The sequence below is a fragment of the Rhodococcus sp. MSC1_016 genome (genome assembly GCF_023667485.2).
Taxonomy (GTDB): Bacteria; Actinomycetota; Actinomycetes; order Mycobacteriales; family Mycobacteriaceae; genus Rhodococcus_F; species Rhodococcus_F oxybenzonivorans.
The window spans coordinates 2258940-2281497 of record NZ_JAMOZI020000001.1 but is presented as its reverse complement, the minus strand read 5'-3'; the positions used below and the strand labels follow the sequence as shown (position 1 = coordinate 2281497).

The window sequence follows — 22558 nt, the reverse complement described above, 5'->3', positions numbered from 1 at the left end:
GGCGAGCGAGGACTCCTACCCAGTCGAGCCGGACACCCGGCGGTACCACGCTTCCACCCGATCGACCGAAGCGTTGTCAGTGGCAGGTCGGCCGAGATAGGCGTCGAGGTCAGCGCGGTCGAAGACTCGTTGACCGAAACCCTGTACACCGGGAGGGCAGCCGGCCTTCCGACGCGGCCTTGCGAACTCCCACGACTGACAGTTCAGCTACACCGCGGCCTCACCCATTCACATGAAACGGAGAGTAGCAGACAGGATTAGGGGGTATCAGAGACGACGTCAACTGTTGAGAGCCTTCGCGGCCCATCTTCGGCAGCGATCGTCGAAGTTCCTTGTGCTGCCTTCGGATCACGTGCGCCCCGAAGTCGCGGTCCGATCGGGCCTGGTTGCGTGCGATTGCGACGTCGTCGGGGACGTCGAGCACGATCGCGTCCACCAGGACGTCGTGAGACTTGGCCAGATCGATCAACGCCTTGCGTGATTCACGCTGCACGTTCGTGGCGTCGACGACGGTGAGCAGGCCCCGACGCAGCCGAGTTGCGGCAATGTAGAGCAGCACGTCGAAGGCATCGGACGTTGCCGCCTGGTCGTTCTGGTCGTCGGCGACCAGGCCGCGGCAGAAGTCGGACGACAGCACCTGAGTGGGCGCGAAATGGTGGGCAGCGAACGTCGATTTTCCGCTTCCCGAGACTCCGACGAGCACGACCAGCGACAGCGCCGGCACCGAGATATCAGACATCGGCGCCGCCCACCCGGGTGAAGACCGCCATCTGAGTGGGGGAACCGACCGCGGGGTCGTCGTCACCCACCGGGCGGAAGTCGACGGTGTAACCGAATTCTTCACCGACATGGTCTGCCCAAGAACCGAATTCGGCGCGGGACCACTCGAAGCGATGGTCGGGGTGGCGCATACCCCGAAGGTCGGCGTAACGCACGTTGTACTCGGAGTTCGGGGTCGTCACGATCACATGCCCGGGCCGTGCCGTGCCGAACACCACCTGCTCGAGTGCGGGCAGCCGCGGCGGGTCGATGTGCTCGACAACCTCCATCAGCACTGCCGCGTCGTAGCCGGCGAACCTTCTGTCGGTGTAGGTGAGCGCCGCCTGGAACAGCTGCAGACGTGCGCGGCGCCGCTCCGGCATCCGATCCAACCGCAACCGGCGTCCCGCGATCGTCAACGCTCTCGTCGACACGTCCACACCGGCGATCTCGGTATAGCCGGGATCGTCCAGCAGCGCGGAAACGAGTTGACCGGACCCGCATCCGAGGTCGATGACCGTGCGAGCGTCCAGCTCGTCGAGCACTCGAAGGACCGCCTCACGCCGAAGCAAGTTCAGCGGCGGCGGGACCGAGGTGTCCGGCGCGGTCACCGTGTCGTTGTCGGGCTCTTCGTCGACCGGCGGTTCCAGCTGCTCCTCCATATCGTCGCCGAGTTCGGCGAGTCGCTCGAAGGCGGCGCGAGTGAGTGCGGACTGGTGCCGCAGATAGCGGCGGGTGATCAGCGTCCTTTCGGGGTGCTCGGTGAGCCAGGATCCGCCGGCCCGGATCAGTTTGTCGACCTCGTCGGAGGCGACCCAATAGTGTTTCGCGTCATCGAGCACGGGAAGCAGCACGTAGAGGTGATTGAGTGCGTCGGCGAGCCGGACGTCACCCCGCATGGTGAGTCGGACGTAATGGGAGTTTCCCCATTCGGGAAATTCGACGTCCAGCGGCACGGCGCGGGCCACGACCGTCCATCCCAGCGGGGTGAAAAGTCGCTCGGCCAGCTCCGGTCCACCGCGACACGGCAATGCGGGCAACGAAATCTCGAGCGGTATCCGGGTGGCAGCGAGCTCGGGTTTCATCGTGCACCGGCCGGCGCGGGCGGTGCGGAATACCTCCGCCAACGCCACCGACAACAGCGAGGAGACAGCGTAGGGCCGATCGTTGACGTACTGGCCGAGCGCATAGTCGGGTGCAGACCTGCCTGACATGCGGGCGAGCCGTACCGAGTCGACATTTAGCAACAGCGCTGCCGTGCAGCGATCCGCGGTCGCCTCGGGATAGAACACGCGGGCGACACCGCAGGATTGGGGGAACTCCTGGGCCCGATCAGGGTGCTTGTGCAGCAGGTAGCCGAGATCGGTGGCCGGTCGTACTGTCGTGGAGATCGTCAGAATCACCAGGCACAGTCTGCCGCAGACGAGGCGTTCGCCGCAGCAACATATTCGGCAGGCCTTGATTCCGTACTTCGCGGCGGGAGTACACGGTGGCCCGTGATTTACGGCCAGAACCCCTCAGGCCGAGGAAGGTTTGTGCCTAGAATCAGGAAGCAGCGAGTCCCGCTCGACCCTGCGCACGAAGGGATCGACCTCATGAGTTCGTCGACTCGCAGCCGGGTGCGTCGAAGCGCGGTTGCCGCGCTCAGCATCGTTCTTGTTTTCGGCGCCGTGTCCTGTGGCTCGGAAGAACGCGGCGGACAGCAGACAACAGAGCACGGTGCGGATGCGCTGCACGCGGACGATCCCGACGCCGACAGAATCGTCGACGTAGTGCGCAACAAGCTGGCGGAACTCGATCTCAGCGGTGCCGTCTTCGGTGTGTGGCGCGGTGACGAGGAAATTGTCAGCGGAGCAGTGGGGGAGTCGCCGCTCGGCGTTCCCGCGACCCGTGACATGCAATTGCGAGTCGGCCAGCCGATGGAACCAATGCTGTCGACCGTTCTGTTACAGCTGGGCGAAGCCGGAACGCTGAGTCTGGACGAGCCGATCGCCAAGTGGGTACCCGACTTTCCGCGCGCCGACAAGATCACCCCACGGATGCTCGCCAACAGCACGACGGGCATTTCGGACTACGTCACCAACCCCGAATTTCTGAAGACCTTCTACGCAAATCCGATCAAAGGCTTCACGTCTCAGGAGATCTTCGACCTCGCCAATTCCCGCCCACCGCTGTTCGAACCGGGGACCAGTTTTGCCTACGCGCACAGCGATCTGTGCCTGCTGGGAGTGGTACTCGAGCAGGCGACGGGAAAGCCGCTCGGTGATCTGCTGGAGGAACGCATCTTTCAGCCACTCGGGATGAATCAGAGCAGCGTGATGTTGACACCCGAGATCAGTGAGCCAATTCTGCACGGCTATACCAACGAACGTGGCGTCTTCGAGGACTCCACGTTCTGGAATCCCACCGCGTTCCTCAACAGCGGCAACATGAACTCGACGGTGGCCGAAGTCGCGCGGTGGGTACGGGCGCTCGGCAACGGCGAGCTCCTGTCCGACACGGCGTTCACGGAGATGATGGCGGACAAGACCGCCGGGCTGGGCCCGCTGACTGCGGACAGATACTTCGCATTCGGAACCGTTCACCTGGGCAGTTGGCTGCTCATGAACCCGGCTTTCGGGGGCTACAACGGCATCGCCCTCTACGACACGGAGTCGAAGACCACGATCGTCGTCTACGCCACGCTCGGACCGACGGCCAACGCAAACGCCAATAACACCGTGCCGATCGGCAACGACCTCGGCGCACTCCTCCTCCCGGACAACCCGCCCAAGGTGCCCTGACCGACCCGGCACCTCGAGCTGGTCACTGCCTAGGTAATGGTGAGGCTCAGGTCCCTGTGCGGAAGGGTGACCCCATGGCGGATGACTCCACCGAGATCGAACTCAGCCGCGCTGAACTTCGCGAGATCGCCGGCTATGCAGTGGCGTGCGCGCGACCTGCATTGGCGGTTTTCGAACGTGAACGCCCGCACGATCAGCGCCCACGAGCCGCGATCGACGGTGCAGGGGCGTTCGCGGAGGGAGCCGAGCGGACCACAACTCTCCGCGACAGCGCGTGGGCAGCACACCGAGCTGCTCAGGAGGCCCGCGATGCAGGACAGCCCGCAGCGAGCGACGCTGCCCGCGCGGCCGGCCACGCGGCCGGTGCGGCGTTCCTCCATCCACTCGCCAAAGCCACGCAGGTAAAGCACATCCTCGGCTCCGCCGCTCATGCCGCACGAGCGTTCGAACTCTCCGCCGGCGACGATCCCGTCGTCGGAGTCGAATACATCGCGCGGACGCAGAGACTTGCGAATCACGTGGTGGTAGACGTCCTGCGCCGCTACCCGGTGGCCCCGGGTGGGGGAGGACGGGTCGGGGAACTGATCCGTCAGTTGGACGCGTGCCTCCGTTGTTCCCCCACGATTGCGGACCCCACGGACACACCGGCGTAGTCGGCGGACTCGAGCCTGGACGCCACCCCAGACCTCGTCCATTTCGCACCACCTGTAACAAACTCTGTTCCGTCTCCGAAAGTGGAAGGGGGCGGACACGTCTTCATTCTCGCGGTAACAAAGGAAATGGAGTGCTCATGAGTAACAAGCTGGGACGCCGCGTAGGCGCGGCCGCACTCACTGCGCTCGGGGTGGGAACTGCAGTGGTGGCCGGGGGAGGCGCGGTCGCAAGTGCTCAGCCCGCGCCACCGACATCGACAACGATGACGTGTTCGAGCGCGAATCCACTTATGTGGGCACCGCCATTCACGTGGACCGTCAACGCCGCCTCCGGGGAGTCGCTTCGACCGGGTGGAACCGCGCTGGAGCCGTCGATTCTGCTCAGCGGCGGCAACGAATTGCCCGCGCCGCCCGGTGGTCTGATCCCCAGCATCGGAGTCAACTGGTACGGCACGAGGGTGTCGGTCGACTGGCACAACACAACGACAGGTGCGACCGGTCACAGTGTCAGCGATGAGGCGGCCTGGCAGCAGAAGCCGGGAATACCGATCAACCGCACCTGGGCGGGAACCGGAACGGTGTCGTTCACCGTCACCGTCCAGACCGGCGCCGGATGGTGGTTCGTCAATCCTCAGAACGCCGTCTGTCGGGGAACCATCTCGGTCGTGCCCGGTAGGTGACCCGGACCCATCCCGTCTGATTGGTAGTCGCTAGACGCGGACCTGGCTTGCGTCCGATCCACCCGCCCGATCACGGTCGGGACCGCTGTTCACGAATGTGTCTGGAGCACCATGTTTCTTCCCGAGTTCCGTCGGTCGATCGCGATCAGTGGACTGGTGCTGGCCGGGATGTTCGCCACCAGCAGCCCTGCTGCGGCGGATCAGACGCAAGACCGATGGGTGTACATCCCGGACACGGTGACCGCCGCGGACGGAGTCGCCTGCGGCGGCCGAATCGGGGGAGTCACCGTCGCGACGGACAGGCTGCCCGGGCTGGTCTACGTTCGGCTGAACGCGACGTTCGTCGGGATGTCGACGACGCCTGGTGTGCTGTGCTCGGTATCCGCAACGCTGCACTGGCGAAACGTGGATACCGGGGCAGCCGGAACGTGGTCCGCCGAGGTCAGTGGAGGGCTGATCGATTTCCCCGCGGAACCGTGGGCACACCTCGAGACCGGATCCGGTCGCGTCGAGGTCACGCTGACCACCGATCGTCCGCATATTCCCAGCACCACCGACATCAACGTGTACTGAGCGGGTTCCGGAGACCCTTGCGCGAGGGGATGTCTGCACAGCGTGCGCGAGTGTCGTGGTCGGGGTCCGCACGGCGGTAAATGTGATGCTCACGCGCGTTGGTTGTTGTTACCGTCGGAACATGCACATTCGCTACCATGTCACCTCGGTCCTGAACCGTGCATCCATTTCGCGACACGGCCTGGACTGGAGCCGAATGGGTGCTGCCCCCGGTATTGCGGGAAGCCGTCGTCCGGAGCAGGAGGGCTGCTTTCTCGCGGCCGACGACTTCGAATGCGACTGGTTCGTGCGGATGAACAACACGGGCGGAGCCGTGGACGTGTGGGAGGTCCGAAGCATCGACGCTGACGACCTGATCCAATCTCCGGAGGGCTACTACTACTTTCCCGGCGTCATCGCAGCCTCCGATCTGCGGTTGGTGCAACAGGATCTGCCGCCGGTTCACCACCATCCCTGACTCTTCACTGGGGGCGAATCGGATTGCAGCCGACGCTGACATAGGTGACGATCCCCTCTTGGAGTCCGCAGGTCGTGAAGGCGCCCGTCGCACCTCCGACCTCCCACCACGGGGCGCCGACCCCGCCGATGCACGATCCGGTCGACGGTATCCCGGTCGGTGTCCACATGCCCTCGCGGCGATATCCCTGGATCCACGGAATGTGCGAAACACCGCCGGGTCCGGGAATCGCCCGTGGCGTCAGCCCGAAGCACTCGACGGTTCCGATGTGGACCGCGGTCATCCCGGCGGGCACCCCGTGCGCCGTGCAATGAGACGCGCCGGAAGTGGGTGTGGTGGTGGTGTGACAGTCCGCCGACGGTTCGGCGTGGGCGGGTGCTGCGCCCCCCGCGACCACCGCGGCGGCGAGAGCGGACGATGCGGCCGCTCCGGCGAGGACACTGCGGATCCTGTGGGTCATCGGATACTCCTCTGGGTCCAGCGGAACCCTCCTGATGGTGGGGTCCGTATGTGGTTGTGTCGGTTCGGCACCGGATTCTGTTAGCCGTGGGTGACGGCAACCTCTCCGTCGAGATACCGTGCCAGTGCTGTCCGTTACGGTGTCCCGGTGCCCATGATCGACCCCCGTCAGAGCCTTGCCCGTCGTCCACGGCGAGTCCTCGTCGCAGGAACCTCCGGCGCCGGCAAGACGACACTTGCCGCGCGCATCGCCACGCAGCTCGGTATCGAACATGTCGAGATCGACGCCCTGTATCACGGATCGAACTGGATACCGCGCGATCAATTCCTCACCGATGTGGAGGAATTCAGCTCGCAGCCGCAGTGGGTCACCGAATGGCAGTACGGCACTGTACGCGACCTACTCGCCGACCGTGCTGATCTGCTCGTCTGGCTCGACTTGCCCCGCGCCACCGTGATGCGCCAGGTCACCGCCCGCACCATTCGGCGGCGACTACGCCGCGAGGTGCTCTGGAACGGCAACATCGAGCCGCCCCTGCACCGGTTCCTTCTCGACCGAGATCACATCGTGCGCTGGGCCTGGACCACCCACCACAAGAGCGAACTCAGAATCTCCGCACTTGCGCAGCGACGACCCGATCTCCCCATCGTCCGGATCCGCAGCCGCGCCGATGTCGAACACTGGCTCGCAGGACCGCTTGTCGGCACTTTGGCGAACAACTCCGACAGGAAGTGATCGCTGTAGCCGGCGCCCGTTCGAAACTTGTTTCATTGGAAGATGTTTCGTGCTCGGCGCCAGACCTGCGTCGGGGGCTCGACATCAACTGCCGGCCGGCAGGCGATACACCCGCCGGGCGGTGTCGCCGAAGAACAGCGCTTGCTCTGTCGCCGACACGTCGCCGAGGGCCGCCTGGACGGTGGATACCATCGTTCGGCTGTCCCACGGCAGGTGGTCGATCGGGTAATGAGAGGCGAACATGCATCGCCGGGCACCGAAGATGCTCAGCGCCGTCCGTACCCATTTTCGGATCGCATCGAGAGATGTTCCGAATATGAGGGCAATTCCCTGCAACTTCAGGACGACGTTCGGAAACTGACTCACCGCCGTGAGGCGTTCTTCCCACCGGGAAAAGCCTTCGGCGGTGAGCTCGACCGGCCAACCGGCCGCCTCCAACACGAAGGTGGTGTCGGGAAAGGCAGCTATGAGTTCGTGTGTCGCGGGTAGCTGCTCGTCGTAAACCAGAAGATCCCACACCAGCCCCGCATCGGCGACCTGCTCGAAGCCGCGCAGCCAAGCCGGGTCCGACAGGTAAGTGCCGGATCCGCCCAGCCGCTTGACAGGGTCGGCCGCCCAGTACAGCGGCTGGCGCACCGCCCGGACCACGGGCAGATCCCGATACCGCGCGAGGGCATCGGCCACCTTGGGTGAATCGAGCCGCACGGCCGCGATGAAGGCGGATGGAATGCCGAAGCGGTCGGCGCAGTGCTGAACCCACACAGCTTCCGCGACACCGTCTGCTGCCCCGAATTCACATGCGACCGAGGCCGTGATGGGCGTCCCGGCAACCTCTGCCCGATAGTCGCGCGGCAGATACGGGCGCGCAGCGTCATAGTAGTTCGGCAGCAAAGCGGTCAGCGCGGGCGGGCGACTGTCGATCCATGGGTACTCGAGGTCGGGAAGGTTGATGAAATGGTGATGAGCATCGACAATTTTCACCTCAGACAGCGTATTTCACTTCGGCGGGTGGGTGAGCGATTTCGTCCTGGAGGTTCGGCACGGTGCACCCCATCGACGATGATCGTGGGCATGGAAAACACGAGCGCGCAACGAATTGATACCGTCCGAGCGTCCTACTCGGTCCGATCCCGGGAATACGTGGATCTCTTCGGCTCCATGGCCTCGACACACCCGTCCGATCGGGCTCTGGTGAGTGCCTGGGCCACCACTCTCACCGGTCCGGTGCTCGACGCTGGATGTGGTCCCGGACAGTGGACGGACTTCCTGGCCGAGTGCGGACTGGAGGTGAGGGGGATCGACCTGGTGCCCGAGTTCGTGAAACGAGCTCGCACGCAGTATCCGCACCTCGTGTTCGACGTCGGCGGCTTCGAGGCGCTGGACGCCGCAACAGGATCACTGGGTGGTGTGTTGTCCTGGTACTCGCTCATCCACCACGATCCGCACGAGATCCGGACTCCGCTCGCGGAGTTCGCGCGCGTCCTTCAGCCGGGTGGGGGGTTGTTGGTGGGCTTCGTCGAAGGAGCGACCGTGGGGACCTTCGACCATGCCGTCACCACGGCCCACCGATGGCCGGTTGCCGAACTCAGCCAGGTGTTGCTCGAGGCCGGCTTCGAGGTGCTCGAGGCACATACACGCACGGGGAATGGCCACAGGCCGCATGGGGCAATCACCGCGCGCAGGCGAAGCGCCCGGTGATGGACGTCCCCGGCCCGCCCGCGGTCACATCACATCCTCAGCCCTTCGGCGGCGTGTCCCTCGCAATGGACAGGGACCTCCGTATTGTCGAGTGTGGCGGTCGACGCGGATCGCTGTCGGTGCATGATGAGGAGTCGACGATGTTGCTGCGCATTCCCGGGGTGTATCCGCCGCAGGAAGATACCTGGCTTCTCGCCGACGTTCTCGACCGTCACGGGCTCGCGCCGGGGAGAAGCGTTCTCGACTTGTGTACCGGCACGGGCGTACTGGCACTGCGCGCGGCGCAGGCCGGTGCCCACTCCGTGACGGCGGTCGACGTCTCGCGCCGGGCACTGGTCACCGCGTGGACTAACGCGCGGCTGCGCGGCCACCACATTCGGGTGCTGCGTAGCGACCTCGTTGCAGGGGTGCGCGGCGAACGCTTCGACCTCGTGGTGTCCAACCCGCCGTATGTGCCGGCGGCCGACGACGAGCTGCCCGACACCGGGATCGCCCGGGCCTGGGATGCGGGCAGGGACGGGCGGGCACTTCTCGACCGGATCTGCGTCGAGGCACCCGAAGTTCTCGGCGAGCGCGGAACACTGCTGCTCGCACAATCCGCATTGAGCGGGGTGGAAAAGACCCAGACGATGCTCGAGGAGCAGGGCCTGTCCGTCGACGTGGTGGCCCGCACCGAGATCCCGTTCGGCCCGGTCCTCGCCGCGCGGCGGGCCCTGTTCGAATCCAGGGGCCTCATCGCGCCCGGGCAGCGCACCGAGGAACTGGTGGTCATCCGGGCCGTGCGGTAGCCGCGCACGACGTCGGCGTCGGCCGTTCAGTCTCCCGGAAGGTACGGCTCGGCTTTCAAGGCACGCGCCAGGTGCGCCGCATTGCGCGCCAAGGTCGCGGTGGTCGACGCCACCGCCTCCGGCACCTCGTCGAGGTCGTTGTAGTCACCGGGTGTCATTGCCTCACCGTTCCAGTACGTGCAGCCCTGTGCGGGAATGGTGAAACCACAGTCGTTGAGGGCCTGGAACAGGTCGGCGACAATCGCGTGGGCCCCGTCCTCGTTGCCGACGACGGCCGCGATCGCGACTTTGTCGAACAGGATGGGACGCTGCTGCTCATCGGTCTCGGACAGTTCTGCGTCCAGCCGCTCGAGCGCCCGTTTTGCCACGCTCGACATCTGGCCGAGCCACGTCGGTGTCGACACGAGAAGGATGTCGGATTCGAGGATGCGTGTGCGGACATCCGGCCACTGATCGCCGTTTCCCATGTCGGTGCCGACTCCCGGGCGGATGTCGAGATCGACCAGTCGCACGGTGTCCCCGGTCACCCCGTGCTTGCCCAGCTCGGCGAGGATCTGCTCGGCCATCAGTTGACTACTCGAGGGTGCCGGAGAGGGTTTCAGCGAACAGGTGAGGGCGAGTGCGGTAAGAGGAGTCATGACAGCGAAGTACCCGGGCCCCCGCCGGGGTACGCACCTCCCCGGTCACCCGAATTCCTACCGGTCGGTTCCGCTGCCCGCGTGCTCGCTGGGGCTGTCGGTCGGTTGAGTAGTGCACTCCCTGGGTACGCTGCCGGAAGTCGAAGATACCGACGACAGACGTGGAGTGCAGATGGCCGAGGTCGACGAGGTTACGCAGATGAAAACGAGATCGGGTGTGCCCGTGGTGCTTCGTGTAGCGGCGGAGTTCGAACAGTTGCCCGTGGTGCGTGCGGTTGCAGAGACCCTCGCCGTCCTCGGTGACTTCACCCTGGACGACGTGGCCGATGTCAAACTCGCGGTCGACGAGGTGTGCTCGGAAATGATCGCGGCAGCGCAGCCGAGTTCGGAGTTGACCTGCTCCTTCGCGGTTGCGGAGAACGCTTTGCACGTCACCATCGGTGGGTTCCTTACCCGGGCGGGTGTGCCCAACCGGGAGAGCTTCGGCTGGCACGTACTGGAAACGTTGATGGATACGGTGTCGGTGACCGAGGGGGCCCGTGACGACGCGATCGGTGTGCGAGGCGTCACCGTCGACCTCGTCAAACACCGGGGCACACTCTAGTGTCGCCCGTGTCGGAACGCAGCGAGCGGCGCCGTCCCGGCAGAGATGACTACAAGGACGTGGCGCCGACCCTTGCGCGCCTCGGGGCGCTCGAGAGTACGTCCGCCGAGGCATCGGTGCTGCGCGACGATGTCATCACCCGGTGCCTGCCGCTGGCCGAGCACATTGCCCGCCGGTTCGGTGGCCGCGGTGAGGCGCACGAGGATCTGTTGCAGGTCGCGCGCCTCGGATTGGTGAAAGCGGTCGACCGTTTCGATCCGGACCGCGGCTACGACTTCGTCTCCTACGCCGTGCCCACGATCATGGGGGAGGTGCGGCGCTACTTCCGCGATGTCGGATGGTCGATGCGTGTGCCCCGGCGAATGCAGGAGATGCATGCACTGATCACCAAAGCGGTCGACGAACTGTCCCAGGATCTGGGTCGTTCCCCGTCCGCCAGCGAAATCGCGGCGGAACTGGACCTCGACGTCCGCGAGGTGTCGGAGGGGCTGCTCGCGAAGAACGCGTATCAAACCTTGTCGATGGATGCGACCATGGGCGACGATCCCGATGACCTTCCGCTCGCCGAGACACTAGGCGAGGAGGACCCCGAGTTGGCGAATGTGGAAAGTCATGCGGCGGTGCGGCCGGCCCTCGAGAAGCTACCTCCACTAGAGCGCCGTGTGCTGATGTTGCGGTTCTTCGGCTCGATGACACAGACCGAAATCGCGCAGCGGGTCGGCGTCTCCCAGATGCAGGTGTCCCGGATCCTCGCCCGGACTCTCGCCGGGCTGCGGGAGCAGCTGGGAGACGGCTGAACAGTGGCCGTTCACCCGCCGAGCGACGCCACCGTCGACTCGAGCTCGGCGGCATGGAATTCGAGGTCACTGTCGCCGTAGTCCCTGTCTTTCGGAAGCCGATCGCGCAGGTCGTCCCGCGTGACGATGACGAACGGCTGCGCCTCGTCCTCGAGGTCCGCGGAGCCGACCACCCGAGGAGTCCCGTCGACGAGAATCAAAGTCGCGTCGGGCAGTGACGAGTCGAGCAGTTCGCGTAAGAGTTTCACCGTCACGTGGGTGTTCATCAGTCGCCTTCCCTCGGTTGGACAATCGATCCCGTCTCCTGCGTACCCAGAGGCTCGGGGGACGAATCTCCCGTTTCCCGGGAAGTGGTTGCGGGAACGCTGCAACGTATGGGTAAGAACATCTTCATTCTCGGCCTTACCGACCTGCAACGCGAAGAACTCGGCACCGTCCGCGACGCGGAAAGTTACCAATTCCACGGCTTGCTCGACTACCACACCCTGGTCGCCCCGGACGAGTACGTGTTCGAGGATCTCCTCACCAGGTGCCGCGAGAAACTCGACGCGTTTCCCGGAACAGTCGACGCGATCATCGCCCACTGGGACTTTCCCACCAGCGTTCTGGCACCCATCCTGGCCGCCGAGCGAGGCATTCCCGCGCCGCCCCTGCGCAGTGTGCTCGCCTGCGAGCACAAGTACTGGAGCCGGCTCGCCCAGCAAGAATCCGTGCCGGACACGGTGCCCCGGTTCGCTTCCTTCGACCCGTTCGACGACCATGCCCTCGATTCCATCGGGCTCGAGTTCCCGTTCTGGGTGAAGCCGGTGAAGTCGCATTCCTCCCAACTCGGGTTCGAGATCGGTGATGCGGCCGCCTTTCATGAGGCAATCGCAGAGATTCGCGAGAGGATCGGCCTGGTGGGGCATGCGTTCGATGAAGCGCTCCGGCGCGTCGACCTCCCCGAGGCGGTGCGGGGAGTGTCGGGCACGACGTGTCTCGCCGAGCAGGTGATCACCGGAATCCAGGCCGCCCCCGAGGGCACGATGTTCAACGGCGAGTTCTCGGTGCACGGGGTCTTCGACATGCACAAGGATGCCACGGGGCACAGTTTCGACCGGCTGGACTATCCGGCGAGCACGGTGCCGCCCGAGGTGCAGCAACGGATGATCGACATCACCGAGCGGTACCTGCGGCACGTCGGATTCGACAACGGCTGCTTCAACTCCGAATTCATGTGGGACGAGAAGGAGGACAAACTCTGGCTGATCGAGGTGAACACCCGCATCTCGCAGTCGCACAGTGACCTGTTCGCCAAGGTGGACGGCATGTCGAACCACGAGGTGGCGATCGACATCGCGCTCGGCACACCACCGCGCATGCAGCGGCGGCACGGCACATTCGGCGTGGCGGCGAAATGCATCATCCCGTACTACGAGGACGGCATCGTGACGAGGGTGCCGAGCAATGAGGACATTGCCCGCGTGCAGAAGGCGGTGCCCGAGACGAAAGTCCTCATCGATGTCCGGCCCGGCGACCGCCTCGCCGACCTGCCGAACCAGGACGCCTACCGCTATGTGCTCGGGACCATGTACATCGGCGCCGACGACATCGCCCAGTTGGAAAAGCACGTCGACCGCGCGCTGGCGGAACTGCCATTCGAGTTCGAGCCGGTCCCGAACCAGCACTGAGAGGACGGTCCTTTTCATGCAGACGGTCACCGCGTTCCCCCGCGAGGTCCGCGCCATCGAGAACACCTTCATCACCATGCCGGACGGAGCCCGGCTCGCCGCCCGGATGTGGTTGCCGGTCGATGCGGACACTGATCCGGTCCCGGCGGTGCTCGAATACCTGCCGTACCGCAAACGTGATTCCACCCGCGGGCGGGACGCCCTGAACCACCCCTATATCGCCGGTCACGGTTACGCCTGCGTGCGCGTCGACATGCGCGGCAGTGGCGACTCCGACGGCGTCCTGCAGGACGAGTACCTTCCCGCCGAGCACGATGACGCCTGCGAGGTGATCGCGTGGCTGGCCCGGCAGCCGTGGTGCGACGGGAACGTGGGGATGATGGGCATCTCGTGGGGCGGTTTCAACAGCCTGCAGGTCGCCTCGCAGCGCCCACCCGCCCTCAAGGCGATCATCAGCGCCTCGGCCACCGAGGATCTCTACGTCGACAACATGCATTACATGGGCGGGTGCCTGCTCTCGGACAACCTGTCCGAGGCCACCGTGATGTTCGCCTTCAACAGCCTGCCACCGGATCCGGCGATCGTCGGAGACAGCTGGCGGGAAATGTGGTTGGAACGGCTCCGGGGCAGTGGATTGTGGATCGAGAACTGGCTCGAGCATCAGCATCGGGACGACTACTGGAAACGTGCCTCCGTCAACGAGGACTACAGCGCTGTGCGCTGCCCGGTTCTGGCGGTCGGGGGATGGGCGGACGGATACACCAACGCGATCTTCCGCCTGATGGAGCATCTCGACGTCCCGCGCAAGGGCCTGATCGGGCCGTGGGGCCACAAATACCCGCACCTCGGTGTGCCCGGTCCGGCGATCGACTTCCTCGCCGAGGTGGTCCGCTGGTGGGATCACTGGCTCAAGGGAATCGACAACGGTGTCATGGACGAACCGATGGTGCGGGCATGGATGCAGAACAGCGTGGAACCGAATCCTTCCTACGCGCAGCGGCCGGGCCGGTGGGTCGCCGAACCGTCCTGGCCGTCGCCCCACGTCGAGCAGCGCCGGTACACCTTCGGCCGGCACATCCTCACCGAAACCGGTGCGGCCGCCCAGGAGGACGACGAACCCCGCCCGCTCTTCCTCCAATCGCCGATGAGCGTGGGCATGTTCGCCGGCAAGTGGGCGTCCTACGCGGCCACCCCCGATCTGCCGTCGGATCAGCGTGAAGAGGACGGCGGCGCACTGGTTTTCGAAACCGAATCGCTCGACGAGCCGCTCGAAATTCTCGGGCTACCGGAAGTCGAACTCGAGGTGTCGTCCGATACCCCCGTCGCCATGCTCGCCGCCCGCCTGTCCGATGTGGCCCCGAACGGCGAGGCCACCCGCGTCACCTACGGTGTCCTCAACCTCACGCACCGGGACGGCAGCGAACATCCCGCCCCCCTCACGCCGGGACGGAACTACCGGATCCGGTTGCCGCTCAACGGCGCAGCCCAGGTTTTCCCGGCCGGCCATCGCGTGCGGTTGTCACTGTCCACCTCGTATTTTCCGTTGGCATGGCCCCCACCCGAACCGGTGACCTTGACGGTTTCCACGGGCGGAACCCTCGTCCTGCCCGTCCGCCCGCCCCGCGACGAGGACGACGCCCGGTTGCGCGACCTCGGTGAACCCCGGGCCGCCGAAAAGCTGGCGGTGACCCGGCTTCGCCAGGGGGAGCACCACTGGCGCACCATTCGCGACCTCGAGAGCGGCACCTCCACGCTCGAGATCGTCGACGACCAGGGCTCGTTCCGCGTCGACGAGATCGGGACCGTCGTCAGCAGGGCGACGCGGGAGTGGTTCAGTTTCCGCGGCAACGATGTCAATTCGGCGCGCGGCGAAACGCAGACCGTGCGCCGATACGAGCGGGACGACTGGCGGACCGAGGTCCGCACCCGCACGGTCCTGACGTCGACGGCCACGGATTTCGTGATCACCGCGGACCTGGACGCGTTCGAACTCGATGCCGCGCAAGGGGACCGAAGGGTCTATTCGCAGAACTGGCACCGACGGATACCGCGTCAGCTGGTGTGACGGGGGGCCGGTTTCGCAGACCGGATGCCGGGCACACGAGAACTGTCGTACACGTGGATTGGAGAAGACTGTGCACGCCGAACGTTTCCACCCCCTGATCTCCGCGGAGGGACCCTTCGCCTCGGTCTACTTCGAGGACTCGCACGACACCGAGGACGCCGCTAAGCAGCTCGAGCTGAGATGGCGGGGCCTGCGCGAGCAACTTCGCGGTGACGGGGCGCCCGACGCGGTGCTCGACACCCTCGAGGAGGCCGTCCTCACCGCCTCCCCGGCGGTGGGTCGCAGCGGCCGAGGACTGGTCGCCGACGCCACCCGGGTCTACCTCGACGAACACCTGCTCCGGCCGCCTGCCGCCACGGTCTCTCGGTATTCCGATCTGCCGTACCTCGTGCCGATCGTCGAGCACGGAGCCACCGGATCGCCCTACCTCGTCGTCGCCGTCGATCAGGAGGGTGCCGATCTGTCGGTGTACGACACGCAGGGGCGAGCCGTGTGGTCGGAGACGGTGTCCGGCGCCGACGAGCCGGCACAGGCGGCCGCCGGGGCCGACACCCGCCGTTCCGGGGATCCGCAGCCGCCGGAAGAGGAAGCCGCGCGGCGGACCCTCTCCACCGTGGCCGATCGGCTGACCGTTCTCGCCGACAAACATCACACGGAGCCGATCTTCGTAATCGGGGAGGTGCAATCGCGCACCCAGTTGTTGGCCACCCTGCCCGAACGCTCCCGAGCGGCCGCGGTGGCCCTGGAATCGGGTTCTCGGTCCGCCGGCGCGGGCACGGTGGACGTGCACCGTGCCATCGACCAGGAACTGGCGCGCCGCCGGCTGGCGGTGATCGACGACGCCGCCGACCGGGTGCGGGCCGAAAGCGGCCGAGCGTCGGGCCTTGCCGCCGAGGGACTCGATGCGGTCACGGCGGCGCTGCGCGCCGGACAGGTCGAGACGCTCCTCATCGGCGATCTCGAGAACCGCACCGTGCTGGTCGGGGACACCCCGACCTGGGTCGCTACCAACGCCGACCAGCTGTCCGAAATGGGCTCGACCGTGGAAGTCACGCGGCGGGCGGACGAAGCGCTGCCCTTCGCCGCCGTCGCTACCGGTGCAACCCTGATTCGGACCGACGAGCGGCTCACGCCCGCGGACGGTTGCGCGGCCCTGCTCCGCTACACGTGAGGGTGTTCCGCCGCCTTCGCACGTGGACGTCGGACGCCGATCGCGGCACCGTCCTGATCCAGGCGGTCAAAGCGGCCACGGCCGCCGTCCTGGCATGGGTGCTGGCAACCATGGTGTTCGCGCTGCCTCAGCCGTTCCTGGCGCCGTACGCGGCGGTGTTCATGATCGAGGCGACGGTGTCCCGCTCGCTGCGGGTGGCGGCCGAACAGCTCGCCGCCGTGTCCCTCGGGGTGGTGCTGGCCGCCGCCGTGGGAGCACTCGTCGACTCGATCACCGTCGGGGTCGGGATCGCGGTTCTGGTGGGCCTGCTCCTCGGGCGCTGGCGCCGACTGGGTTCGAGCGGCATCTGGGTGGCCGTGACGGCACTGCTCATGGTGACGTACGGCGCCGCCGAGGACCCGGATGTGCTCGGCTTCCGCATCGTGGAGATCGCCCTCGGCGCGGCAACCGGGGTCGCGGTGAACGCCCTGTTCCTGCCGCCGCTGTATGTGAAGCGGTCGCAGCGCGCGGTGACCGGGGTGGGGGTGACCGCCGCGAATCTGCTGGCCGAGGTGCCGGAGGAGCTGAAGGGCGGGGGCAGCGGCCGGGCAGCTGAGTGGAACGAGCGGTCGGCGCAGGTCCGCTCGCAACTCGACGAGGCGCTCGAGGCGGTGGCCTGGACCGAGGAGAGCGCCCGCGGCAACCTCCGGTCTGCCGCCTCCCCGGCGCTCGCCGCCAAGGAGCGGTGGGGCAGCGCCGTGGTCGCCCTGTCCGAGGCGTGGCCCCAATGTGCCGAGATTCTGCGCGCGGCAGAACTGACCATCGACCCGCATCCGCCGTTCGACCCTCTGCCGCCGCCGATCGGTACGGCGGCGGCCGAGTTCGTGCAGGCTCTCGCCGAGGTGATCCGGACGTCATTCGGTGTCGACGCCGAACATCGCGACCGGGCCGCCGCCGTGCGCACCGCTCGGCAACGCTTGCGACGTTTCGAGGAAGTGGTCGCCCGTCACGACAGTCAGACCACGGGTTCCTCGATGAGCGCCGGAAGCCTCCTGCGGCCGTGCGGACCGGCGTTGAACTCGCTCGCCGGCGGGGACGACCAGCGGGTTCGCTGACCGGTGTGGGCGGCGTCCCGGCTGCGGGTATCGGTGGGCAGGAGGACATCCGCGGTCGAGTAAAGTCATCTCGACGGTAGAGACAGCTGCTGCGTTCGTTCAGTGGGTGTCCGTTCGGTTACACCCGGAATTTGAGGTGTATCCGAGAATGGTCGAGACTGCTGGTGAGTTTCCCGGGTCGATGCCTCCTACCCTCGACGGTGCCACGGTAGCGGCCCAATTAGGTTCCCTGGCAGTCGCACTCGACGAGTTCAACAGGAACTGCGGATCCGAGGTGGAGATGGACGTTCTCCTCCGGCGGGTGTGCGAGCAGGTGGTCGACGCGATCCCCGACGCCGACCTGGCGGGGATTTCTCTCGTGCGGGACGGCGAGGTGGTGACCGTCGCCTCGACCGACGACGCGGTGCGCGCCGTCGACCCCCGGCACCTGGTACAGCACCGACCGTCCGCTCCGGCGGACGGTGCCCCCACCGCGGCGGCGAGGAAGGTTCTGCGGTTGCGGCTCGTCGACGCGGCCGTGCAGGCACCCACCCTGGCCGAGGAGCTCGCGCAGGCCGGGATGCGCAGTGTCCTGTCGGCAGCCCTCACGGTCGACGAGAGCGTCGCCGGCACCCTCGACCTCTACGGGCGCGAAGACCACGGTTTCAGCGACTTCGACGCCGTCGTCCTACTCGTGTACACCACGGCGATCGAGGGGCTCCTCAGGAGCGCGAACAGCATGACACAGGCCAGGAACGAGATATCGGGCCTGACCAAGGCGATGGAAACCCGTGCCGTCATCGAGCAGGCCAAAGGCATCGTGATGGCCCTACAAGGTGTGTCCGCCGATCAGGCCTTCGAGATCCTCGTCGTGCAGTCCCAGCAGGAGCATCTCAAGCTGGCCGAGGTGGCGCGTCGCATCGTCGAATCGGTGACCACTCCCGCCGAGTGAGATCACTGCGGCACCCACCGCAACTTCGCCGCGTCGTAGTCGATCAAGCCGAGGGCCTCGAACGCCTCGAGCCATCCCCGCATCGGCCACCATCCCCACCTGCGGTGAAACAGGTGAGCGTTGGCGAGGATGTCGCCCAGGTGCTCGACGGGCGGATCGGACACCGGATGGTGCTGGTGGAACGCGTCTGCGCCGCCGACCCACCGCAGACCGATCCCGGCCTCGGCCGCGGAACACGCGAAGTCGGTGTCCTCACCTCCGTATCCACGGTATTCGGTGCAGAAACCGCCGATGCGGTGCCAGGTCTCGCGGCTCACGGCGAACGACAGAGACCAGAAGAGGGTGAAGTCGGTCCCGGTCAGGACGGTCCCGTCCTCGGGGGCGGGACGGGCGGGATGCGGATTCCGCAGCTCGGCGAGGCGGTCCAGGTCGTAGCCTCCCGGCCCGGGCGGCGGGAGGTAGGTGACCGGCCCGCACAGCAGGGTGGAGTGGTTGCGCGGATGGTCGGCGGCCACCCGATATCGCCGCAGCAGCGCCGGGCCGGCGAGACAGTCGACGTCGAGGAAGACGATCAGGTCGGCGCCGGCCGCCAGGGCAGCATCGGCGCCGAGATTGCGGGCAGCCGCCAGGGGGAGGGGTCCGCCGTCGTGTTCGCACCACACACTGCGGGCGCCGCCGACCTCGGACACCACCTCGGTGGTTCTGCGGTCGCCGATCGCGACCACCACGTGATCGCCCACCCGCTCCGTCATCTGCCCGACGGAACGCAGATGCTGCCGGAGGTGGTGCTCGCGCCGGGCCGCGATCGTCACGACCGCCGTCTTCATCGCAGTCCCCCCGCCCGCTTGGCCACACTGTCGATGACCGCGGCGGCGCGGGCCGCCGCACCGGACGTCTGCCAGCGGACCCATCGATCGCCGCCCAGTGCGAGCGCACGGTCGACGAGCTGCGGCCACTTCGACGTCTCCGGCCATCGGGGTATCGACACGGCGAGTCCCGCGTTCCCGAGCGCGCGTGCCGTCTCCACCTGCTCGTCGAACGGTCGTGGCTGACCGATAATGATCGACGGACGACGCGCCACGGCGATGTCGGCCACCGCGTTCTGCCCGGCATGCGAGACGACCACGTCGCAGCCGCACAGGTGCGGCCACGGGTCCTCGGCCCACGGCGCCCCCGGAATGCCGAGCGCCTGCCACCGGTAGTTGCGGTGCTCGTGTGCGCAATGCCGGATGTCGTCCATCGTCAGGGACGTTCCGCCCGCCCCGCTGAGTACGAGGATGCGGGTCTGCACGGACCGGTCGGGTGCGGTGACGGCGCGTCCCTCGAACCGGCTGATCCCGCCCACGAAGGTCGTCTTGTGGGCGAACTCGCGCAACCACCGGGGGTCGTACAGGTTTTGCGGCCATGCGGCGATGATGTGGTCGGCCAGTTGGTAACCGAGATGGTGCGGTGCGTCGGTGCGCTCGCCGGGCATGGCGATCAGCACGACCGGGACACCGAGCAACCGTACGAGCGCTGCCACCTCTACCGATACGTCCACCACCACCAGATCGGGGCGGGTCGCGTCGATCCAGGACACGATCCGGGCCATCCGTGTCCGCAGCCCGGTGTCGTGTGTGGGCGCCCAGTGCAGCGCGCCGTCGGCGGTGGGGTTGACGGGGTCACTGCCGCGGTCGTCACGGGCCAGCGCGATGCTGTCGGCGAAACGTCCCGCGGGCGGTGGCGGCGCCGACGACAGCGTGGTGACCGGCGACTGCAACTGCGCGGAGATACTCGATGCCCGCATCCGGTGACCATGACCGTGGTGGTGAATGTAGTAACCGATCACGGTGCGGCCTTCCCCTGCGCCCGGGGGCAGGTGTGGCCCCGGGCCAGTCGGCGGTACAGGCCGACGTACGTGTCGACCATCCTGCGCTCGGAGCACCGTTCCCTGGCGTGGGCGCGCGCCGCCGCACGCGAGCGCCCGACGACGTCCGGGATCGCCCGGGCCAGGGCCTGGACGTCGCCCGCGGCGACGAGACTGCCGCAGTCCGGGGTGAGTACCTCGGGGATCCCACCGCGGGCGAACGCCGCCACAGGCGTTCCACACGCCAACGATTCTGCGACCACCAGCCCATACGGTTCGTCCCACAGGGGAGTCACCAGTGTCGCCGCCGCCCCGCCGATCGCCGCCGCCAGCTCGGGCTGCGCCAGATGCCCGAGATAGGTGACCTCCGATCCCAGCCGAGGCCGGATCATCCGGTCGAAGTACTCGGCATCACTGATCGGACCCGCGAGCACGATCGGGAAACCGGCGCGCCGGGCGGCGTCCACCGCGACATGGGCGCCCTTCTCCGGCACCAGCCGGCCGAACCAGATGAGGTGCGGCCCACCGCGACCTTCGGGCCAGCTGTCCAGATCGACCCCGTTCGGCACCACCTCGATGTCATCGACGGCGTGCTGCCACGCCGCCGCGGTGTGTCTGCTCACGGCCGCGAAATGTGCCCCGGCGCCCGAACGCACTGCGAGCGCCGATTCCAGCCACGGAGTGGGCGGGGTGTGCAGCGTCGACAACACGGGTGCCGGAACGGCAGATGCCATGGCGACCGGCAGATAGTGCAAGCTGTGGTTGTGGACCACGTCGAACGACTCGGCCAGTGGGCCGGACAGGTCGAGCATCAGCTGCAGATAGGCGTGATGCTCCTGCATGAACCACATCGACGGCATCGAAACATCCTGCCGCGCAGCATGACTGACATCCAACGTCCGCACCTGCAGGTGAGCGCAGCCCAGCGTGCGGTCCGAACCCGGGCCCGCGAACAGGGTGACGTGATGACCGTCGCCGCTCAGGGTACGGGCGAGATACCAGACGTGCGATTCCAGACCACCGGGGAACGGCTGGCGGATAGGGTAGCGACTCGATGCGATGAGGGCGATCCGTAGCGGGTCGGCCGTCACGGCAACACCCGCCAGGAGAGCGCCCGCTCGTAGAGTTCGCGATGAGCCCGTGCCAGGTTTCGCCGCTCCTGTTCGCGTTCACCCCAGGTGGCCCGCAGGTTCGACTGCTCGTAGAGGCCCTCGATGCAACGCTCGAGCGACGAGCCGTCGTAGGCGCTTTCATCGAAATCGTAGCTACCGCAGCGTTTTTGCTGGGCATAGAACCCGCAGGACGGCGCGGCCACCGCGGTGCCCAGGTCGTAGCAGGCCTCGAGCCAGCCGGAGTGGGTACCGAACCGGTACGGCAGCACGGACACCGACAGGGACGACAGATAGTCCCACAACTCTTCGTCGGAGAAGTAGGGGTGTACTCGCAGGTCGACGCAGTCCGACTCGGCGTAGCTCAGCAACCGGGCTCCGGCGTCGGGGGCGTACCAATGGTTGGCCGGATCGAATATTTCGTCGTGGACGTCGATCTGCAGGCGCGCCCCGTCCAGCGCCGACACGGTTCGGGTGAGGGTGTCGAGCACCGGGAACGGATCCATGTTCGCTCGAAGACTCTTCACGTGGACACCGACGACGAAGGCTCCCGAAGCGGGCCGAGCGCGTTCGATGAGGGGCCGCTCCACGACGTGCGGATGCGGAAGGACGGTGGCTGTGCGGGCCCAATTCGACTCGATCACCGCGGCCGCACCGGGAGTGAGGGTGACCAGCTCGGTGGCGGCCGGCACCAGCACGTCCAGAGCTTCGAGGTGCGGTTCGGGGTCAGGATGATGTGGGTTACGCAGGTCGTGGACCGTGTACACCAACGGTTTCCGCCGCGACGACAGCTCGTGCACGATGTCCTTCATCAATGCCGGTTCGATGGCGTCGAAACCGAAATGAATGTGGAAGACATCGAAACTTCGGTGATTTCTGCTGATCCATTTCGGGTCGAGCATCAACGGCGGCCACCACCCGCCGGGAACTTTCCGTCCGTCTGCAGGCACCGGATCCGGGAGTCGAACAACGGTGTCGTTGCCTCCCGGATCGGTCAGATGGCGAACGTACACATGAGACGCCGGTACGGAGGCGACCCGAATCACT

24 protein-coding genes and 1 pseudogene are annotated in these 22558 nt (G+C 66.6%); 15 read left to right on the top strand and 10 right to left on the bottom strand.

The features are described 5' to 3' along the window. Nucleotides 1-292 precede the first annotated feature (292 nt). Nucleotides 293-739: pseudogene (locus tag L1080_RS10680) on the bottom strand (AAA family ATPase); the annotation flags it as partial. Beyond that, nucleotides 732-2162, bottom strand: coding sequence for a 3' terminal RNA ribose 2'-O-methyltransferase Hen1 (locus L1080_RS10675; RefSeq protein ID WP_250768107.1), 1431 nt, complete (start codon nt 2160-2162; stop codon nt 732-734). The gene L1080_RS10675 and the pseudogene L1080_RS10680, both read right to left, overlap by 8 nt. Nucleotides 2163-2354: 192 nt before the next feature. Here L1080_RS10675 and L1080_RS10670 point away from each other — a divergent pair, with 192 nt between their 5' ends. The 5 genes from L1080_RS10670 to L1080_RS10650 all read left to right on the top strand — a co-directional run bounded on the left by L1080_RS10670 (nt 2355) and on the right by L1080_RS10650 (nt 5905). Continuing rightward, nucleotides 2355-3542, top strand: coding sequence for a serine hydrolase domain-containing protein (locus L1080_RS10670; protein ID WP_250768104.1), 1188 nt, complete (start codon nt 2355-2357; stop codon nt 3540-3542). A gap of 74 nt (nt 3543-3616) precedes the next feature. Further along, entirely contained in the window at nt 3617-4195 is a 579-nt protein-coding gene (locus L1080_RS10665) for a putative immunity protein (RefSeq protein ID WP_250768101.1), read from the top strand. Between the two features lie 137 nt (nt 4196-4332). After that, entirely contained in the window at nt 4333-4875 is a 543-nt protein-coding gene (locus L1080_RS10660; RefSeq protein ID WP_159922394.1) for a hypothetical protein, read from the top strand. A 111-nt stretch (nt 4876-4986) separates the two neighbouring features. Continuing rightward, nucleotides 4987-5448: a hypothetical protein gene (locus tag L1080_RS10655; RefSeq protein ID WP_250768098.1), complete on the top strand. Its 462-nt coding sequence runs from the start codon at nt 4987-4989 to the stop codon at nt 5446-5448. Nucleotides 5449-5569: 121 nt separating this feature from the next. Continuing rightward, a complete protein-coding gene (locus L1080_RS10650) occupies nt 5570-5905 on the top strand; it encodes a hypothetical protein (protein ID WP_250768094.1) in 336 nt (111 codons plus the stop codon). 4 nt (nt 5906-5909) lie between these two features. Here L1080_RS10650 and L1080_RS10645 read toward each other — a convergent pair whose 3' ends face one another. Next, nucleotides 5910-6365 (bottom strand): hypothetical protein, encoded by a 456-nt coding sequence (locus L1080_RS10645; protein WP_250768090.1) that lies wholly within the window; start codon nt 6363-6365, stop codon nt 5910-5912. Between the two features lie 147 nt (nt 6366-6512). Here L1080_RS10645 and L1080_RS10640 point away from each other — a divergent pair, with 147 nt between their 5' ends. After that, nucleotides 6513-7100 carry an AAA family ATPase gene (locus L1080_RS10640; protein ID WP_159922400.1) on the top strand — a complete coding sequence of 196 codons (588 nt, stop codon included), beginning with the start codon at nt 6513-6515 and terminating at the stop codon, nt 7098-7100. Nucleotides 7101-7184: 84 nt separating this feature from the next. On the opposite strand, the gene L1080_RS10635 is transcribed toward L1080_RS10640, so the two are convergent. Continuing rightward, nucleotides 7185-8090 carry an amidohydrolase family protein gene (locus L1080_RS10635; protein ID WP_250768568.1) on the bottom strand — a complete coding sequence of 302 codons (906 nt, stop codon included), beginning with the start codon at nt 8088-8090 and terminating at the stop codon, nt 7185-7187. A gap of 81 nt (nt 8091-8171) precedes the next feature. On the opposite strand from L1080_RS10635, the gene L1080_RS10630 reads away from it, so the two are divergent. Further along, a complete protein-coding gene (locus tag L1080_RS10630; RefSeq protein ID WP_250768087.1) occupies nt 8172-8798 on the top strand; it encodes a class I SAM-dependent methyltransferase in 627 nt (208 codons plus the stop codon). Nucleotides 8799-8938: 140 nt separating this feature from the next. Continuing rightward, on the top strand, nt 8939-9586 hold the full coding sequence (locus L1080_RS10625) for a HemK2/MTQ2 family protein methyltransferase (protein WP_250768062.1): 648 nt from the start codon (nt 8939-8941) through the stop codon (nt 9584-9586). 26 nt (nt 9587-9612) lie between these two features. On the opposite strand, the gene L1080_RS10620 is transcribed toward L1080_RS10625, so the two are convergent. After that, complete coding sequence (locus L1080_RS10620; RefSeq protein ID WP_250768060.1) at nt 9613-10224, bottom strand: flavodoxin family protein; 612 nt, start codon at nt 10222-10224, stop codon at nt 9613-9615. A gap of 172 nt (nt 10225-10396) precedes the next feature. On the opposite strand from L1080_RS10620, the gene L1080_RS10615 reads away from it, so the two are divergent. Both L1080_RS10615 and L1080_RS10610 read left to right on the top strand, forming a co-directional pair. Beyond that, nucleotides 10397-10828, top strand: a complete 432-nt coding sequence (locus L1080_RS10615) for an ATP-binding protein (RefSeq protein ID WP_250768058.1) — start codon at nt 10397-10399, stop codon at nt 10826-10828. Further along, a complete protein-coding gene (locus L1080_RS10610) occupies nt 10828-11625 on the top strand; it encodes a SigB/SigF/SigG family RNA polymerase sigma factor (protein WP_159922410.1) in 798 nt (265 codons plus the stop codon). Before L1080_RS10615 ends, L1080_RS10610 begins: the two co-directional genes overlap by 1 nt. Nucleotides 11626-11636: 11 nt before the next feature. Here L1080_RS10610 and L1080_RS10605 read toward each other — a convergent pair whose 3' ends face one another. After that, a complete protein-coding gene (locus L1080_RS10605) occupies nt 11637-11891 on the bottom strand; it encodes a hypothetical protein (protein WP_159922412.1) in 255 nt (84 codons plus the stop codon). Nucleotides 11892-11999: 108 nt separating this feature from the next. Between L1080_RS10605 and L1080_RS10600 the strand changes: the two genes are divergently transcribed. The 5 genes from L1080_RS10600 to L1080_RS10580 all read left to right on the top strand — a co-directional run bounded on the left by L1080_RS10600 (nt 12000) and on the right by L1080_RS10580 (nt 18556). After that, nucleotides 12000-13295: an ATP-binding protein gene (locus tag L1080_RS10600; RefSeq protein ID WP_250768056.1), complete on the top strand. Its 1296-nt coding sequence runs from the start codon at nt 12000-12002 to the stop codon at nt 13293-13295. Between the two features lie 16 nt (nt 13296-13311). Further along, entirely contained in the window at nt 13312-15360 is a 2049-nt protein-coding gene (locus tag L1080_RS10595; RefSeq protein WP_250768054.1) for a CocE/NonD family hydrolase, read from the top strand. A 70-nt stretch (nt 15361-15430) separates the two neighbouring features. Then, nucleotides 15431-16531: an Rv2629 family ribosome hibernation factor gene (locus tag L1080_RS10590; RefSeq protein ID WP_250768052.1), complete on the top strand. Its 1101-nt coding sequence runs from the start codon at nt 15431-15433 to the stop codon at nt 16529-16531. 2 nt (nt 16532-16533) lie between these two features. Beyond that, on the top strand, nt 16534-17625 hold the full coding sequence (locus tag L1080_RS10585; RefSeq protein WP_250768050.1) for an FUSC family protein: 1092 nt from the start codon (nt 16534-16536) through the stop codon (nt 17623-17625). A 148-nt stretch (nt 17626-17773) separates the two neighbouring features. Further along, nucleotides 17774-18556 (top strand): GAF and ANTAR domain-containing protein, encoded by a 783-nt coding sequence (locus L1080_RS10580; protein ID WP_250768047.1) that lies wholly within the window; start codon nt 17774-17776, stop codon nt 18554-18556. 2 nt (nt 18557-18558) lie between these two features. On the opposite strand, the gene L1080_RS10575 is transcribed toward L1080_RS10580, so the two are convergent. Genes L1080_RS10575 through L1080_RS10560 form a run of 4 tightly spaced genes read right to left on the bottom strand, consistent with a single transcriptional unit; the run spans nt 18559 to nt 22557 of the window. Beyond that, nucleotides 18559-19383: a glycosyltransferase family 2 protein gene (locus L1080_RS10575; RefSeq protein ID WP_250768045.1), complete on the bottom strand. Its 825-nt coding sequence runs from the start codon at nt 19381-19383 to the stop codon at nt 18559-18561. Continuing rightward, entirely contained in the window at nt 19380-20384 is a 1005-nt protein-coding gene (locus tag L1080_RS10570) for a glycosyltransferase (protein WP_250768033.1), read from the bottom strand. The genes L1080_RS10575 and L1080_RS10570 overlap by 4 nt, the downstream gene beginning before the upstream one ends. Continuing rightward, nucleotides 20381-21508 carry a glycosyltransferase gene (locus tag L1080_RS10565; protein WP_250768566.1) on the bottom strand — a complete coding sequence of 376 codons (1128 nt, stop codon included), beginning with the start codon at nt 21506-21508 and terminating at the stop codon, nt 20381-20383. The genes L1080_RS10570 and L1080_RS10565 overlap by 4 nt, the downstream gene beginning before the upstream one ends. After that, nucleotides 21490-22557, bottom strand: coding sequence for a glycosyltransferase family protein (locus L1080_RS10560; protein ID WP_250768031.1), 1068 nt, complete (start codon nt 22555-22557; stop codon nt 21490-21492). Before L1080_RS10560 ends, L1080_RS10565 begins: the two co-directional genes overlap by 19 nt. Nucleotide 22558: the final 1 nt, after the last annotated feature.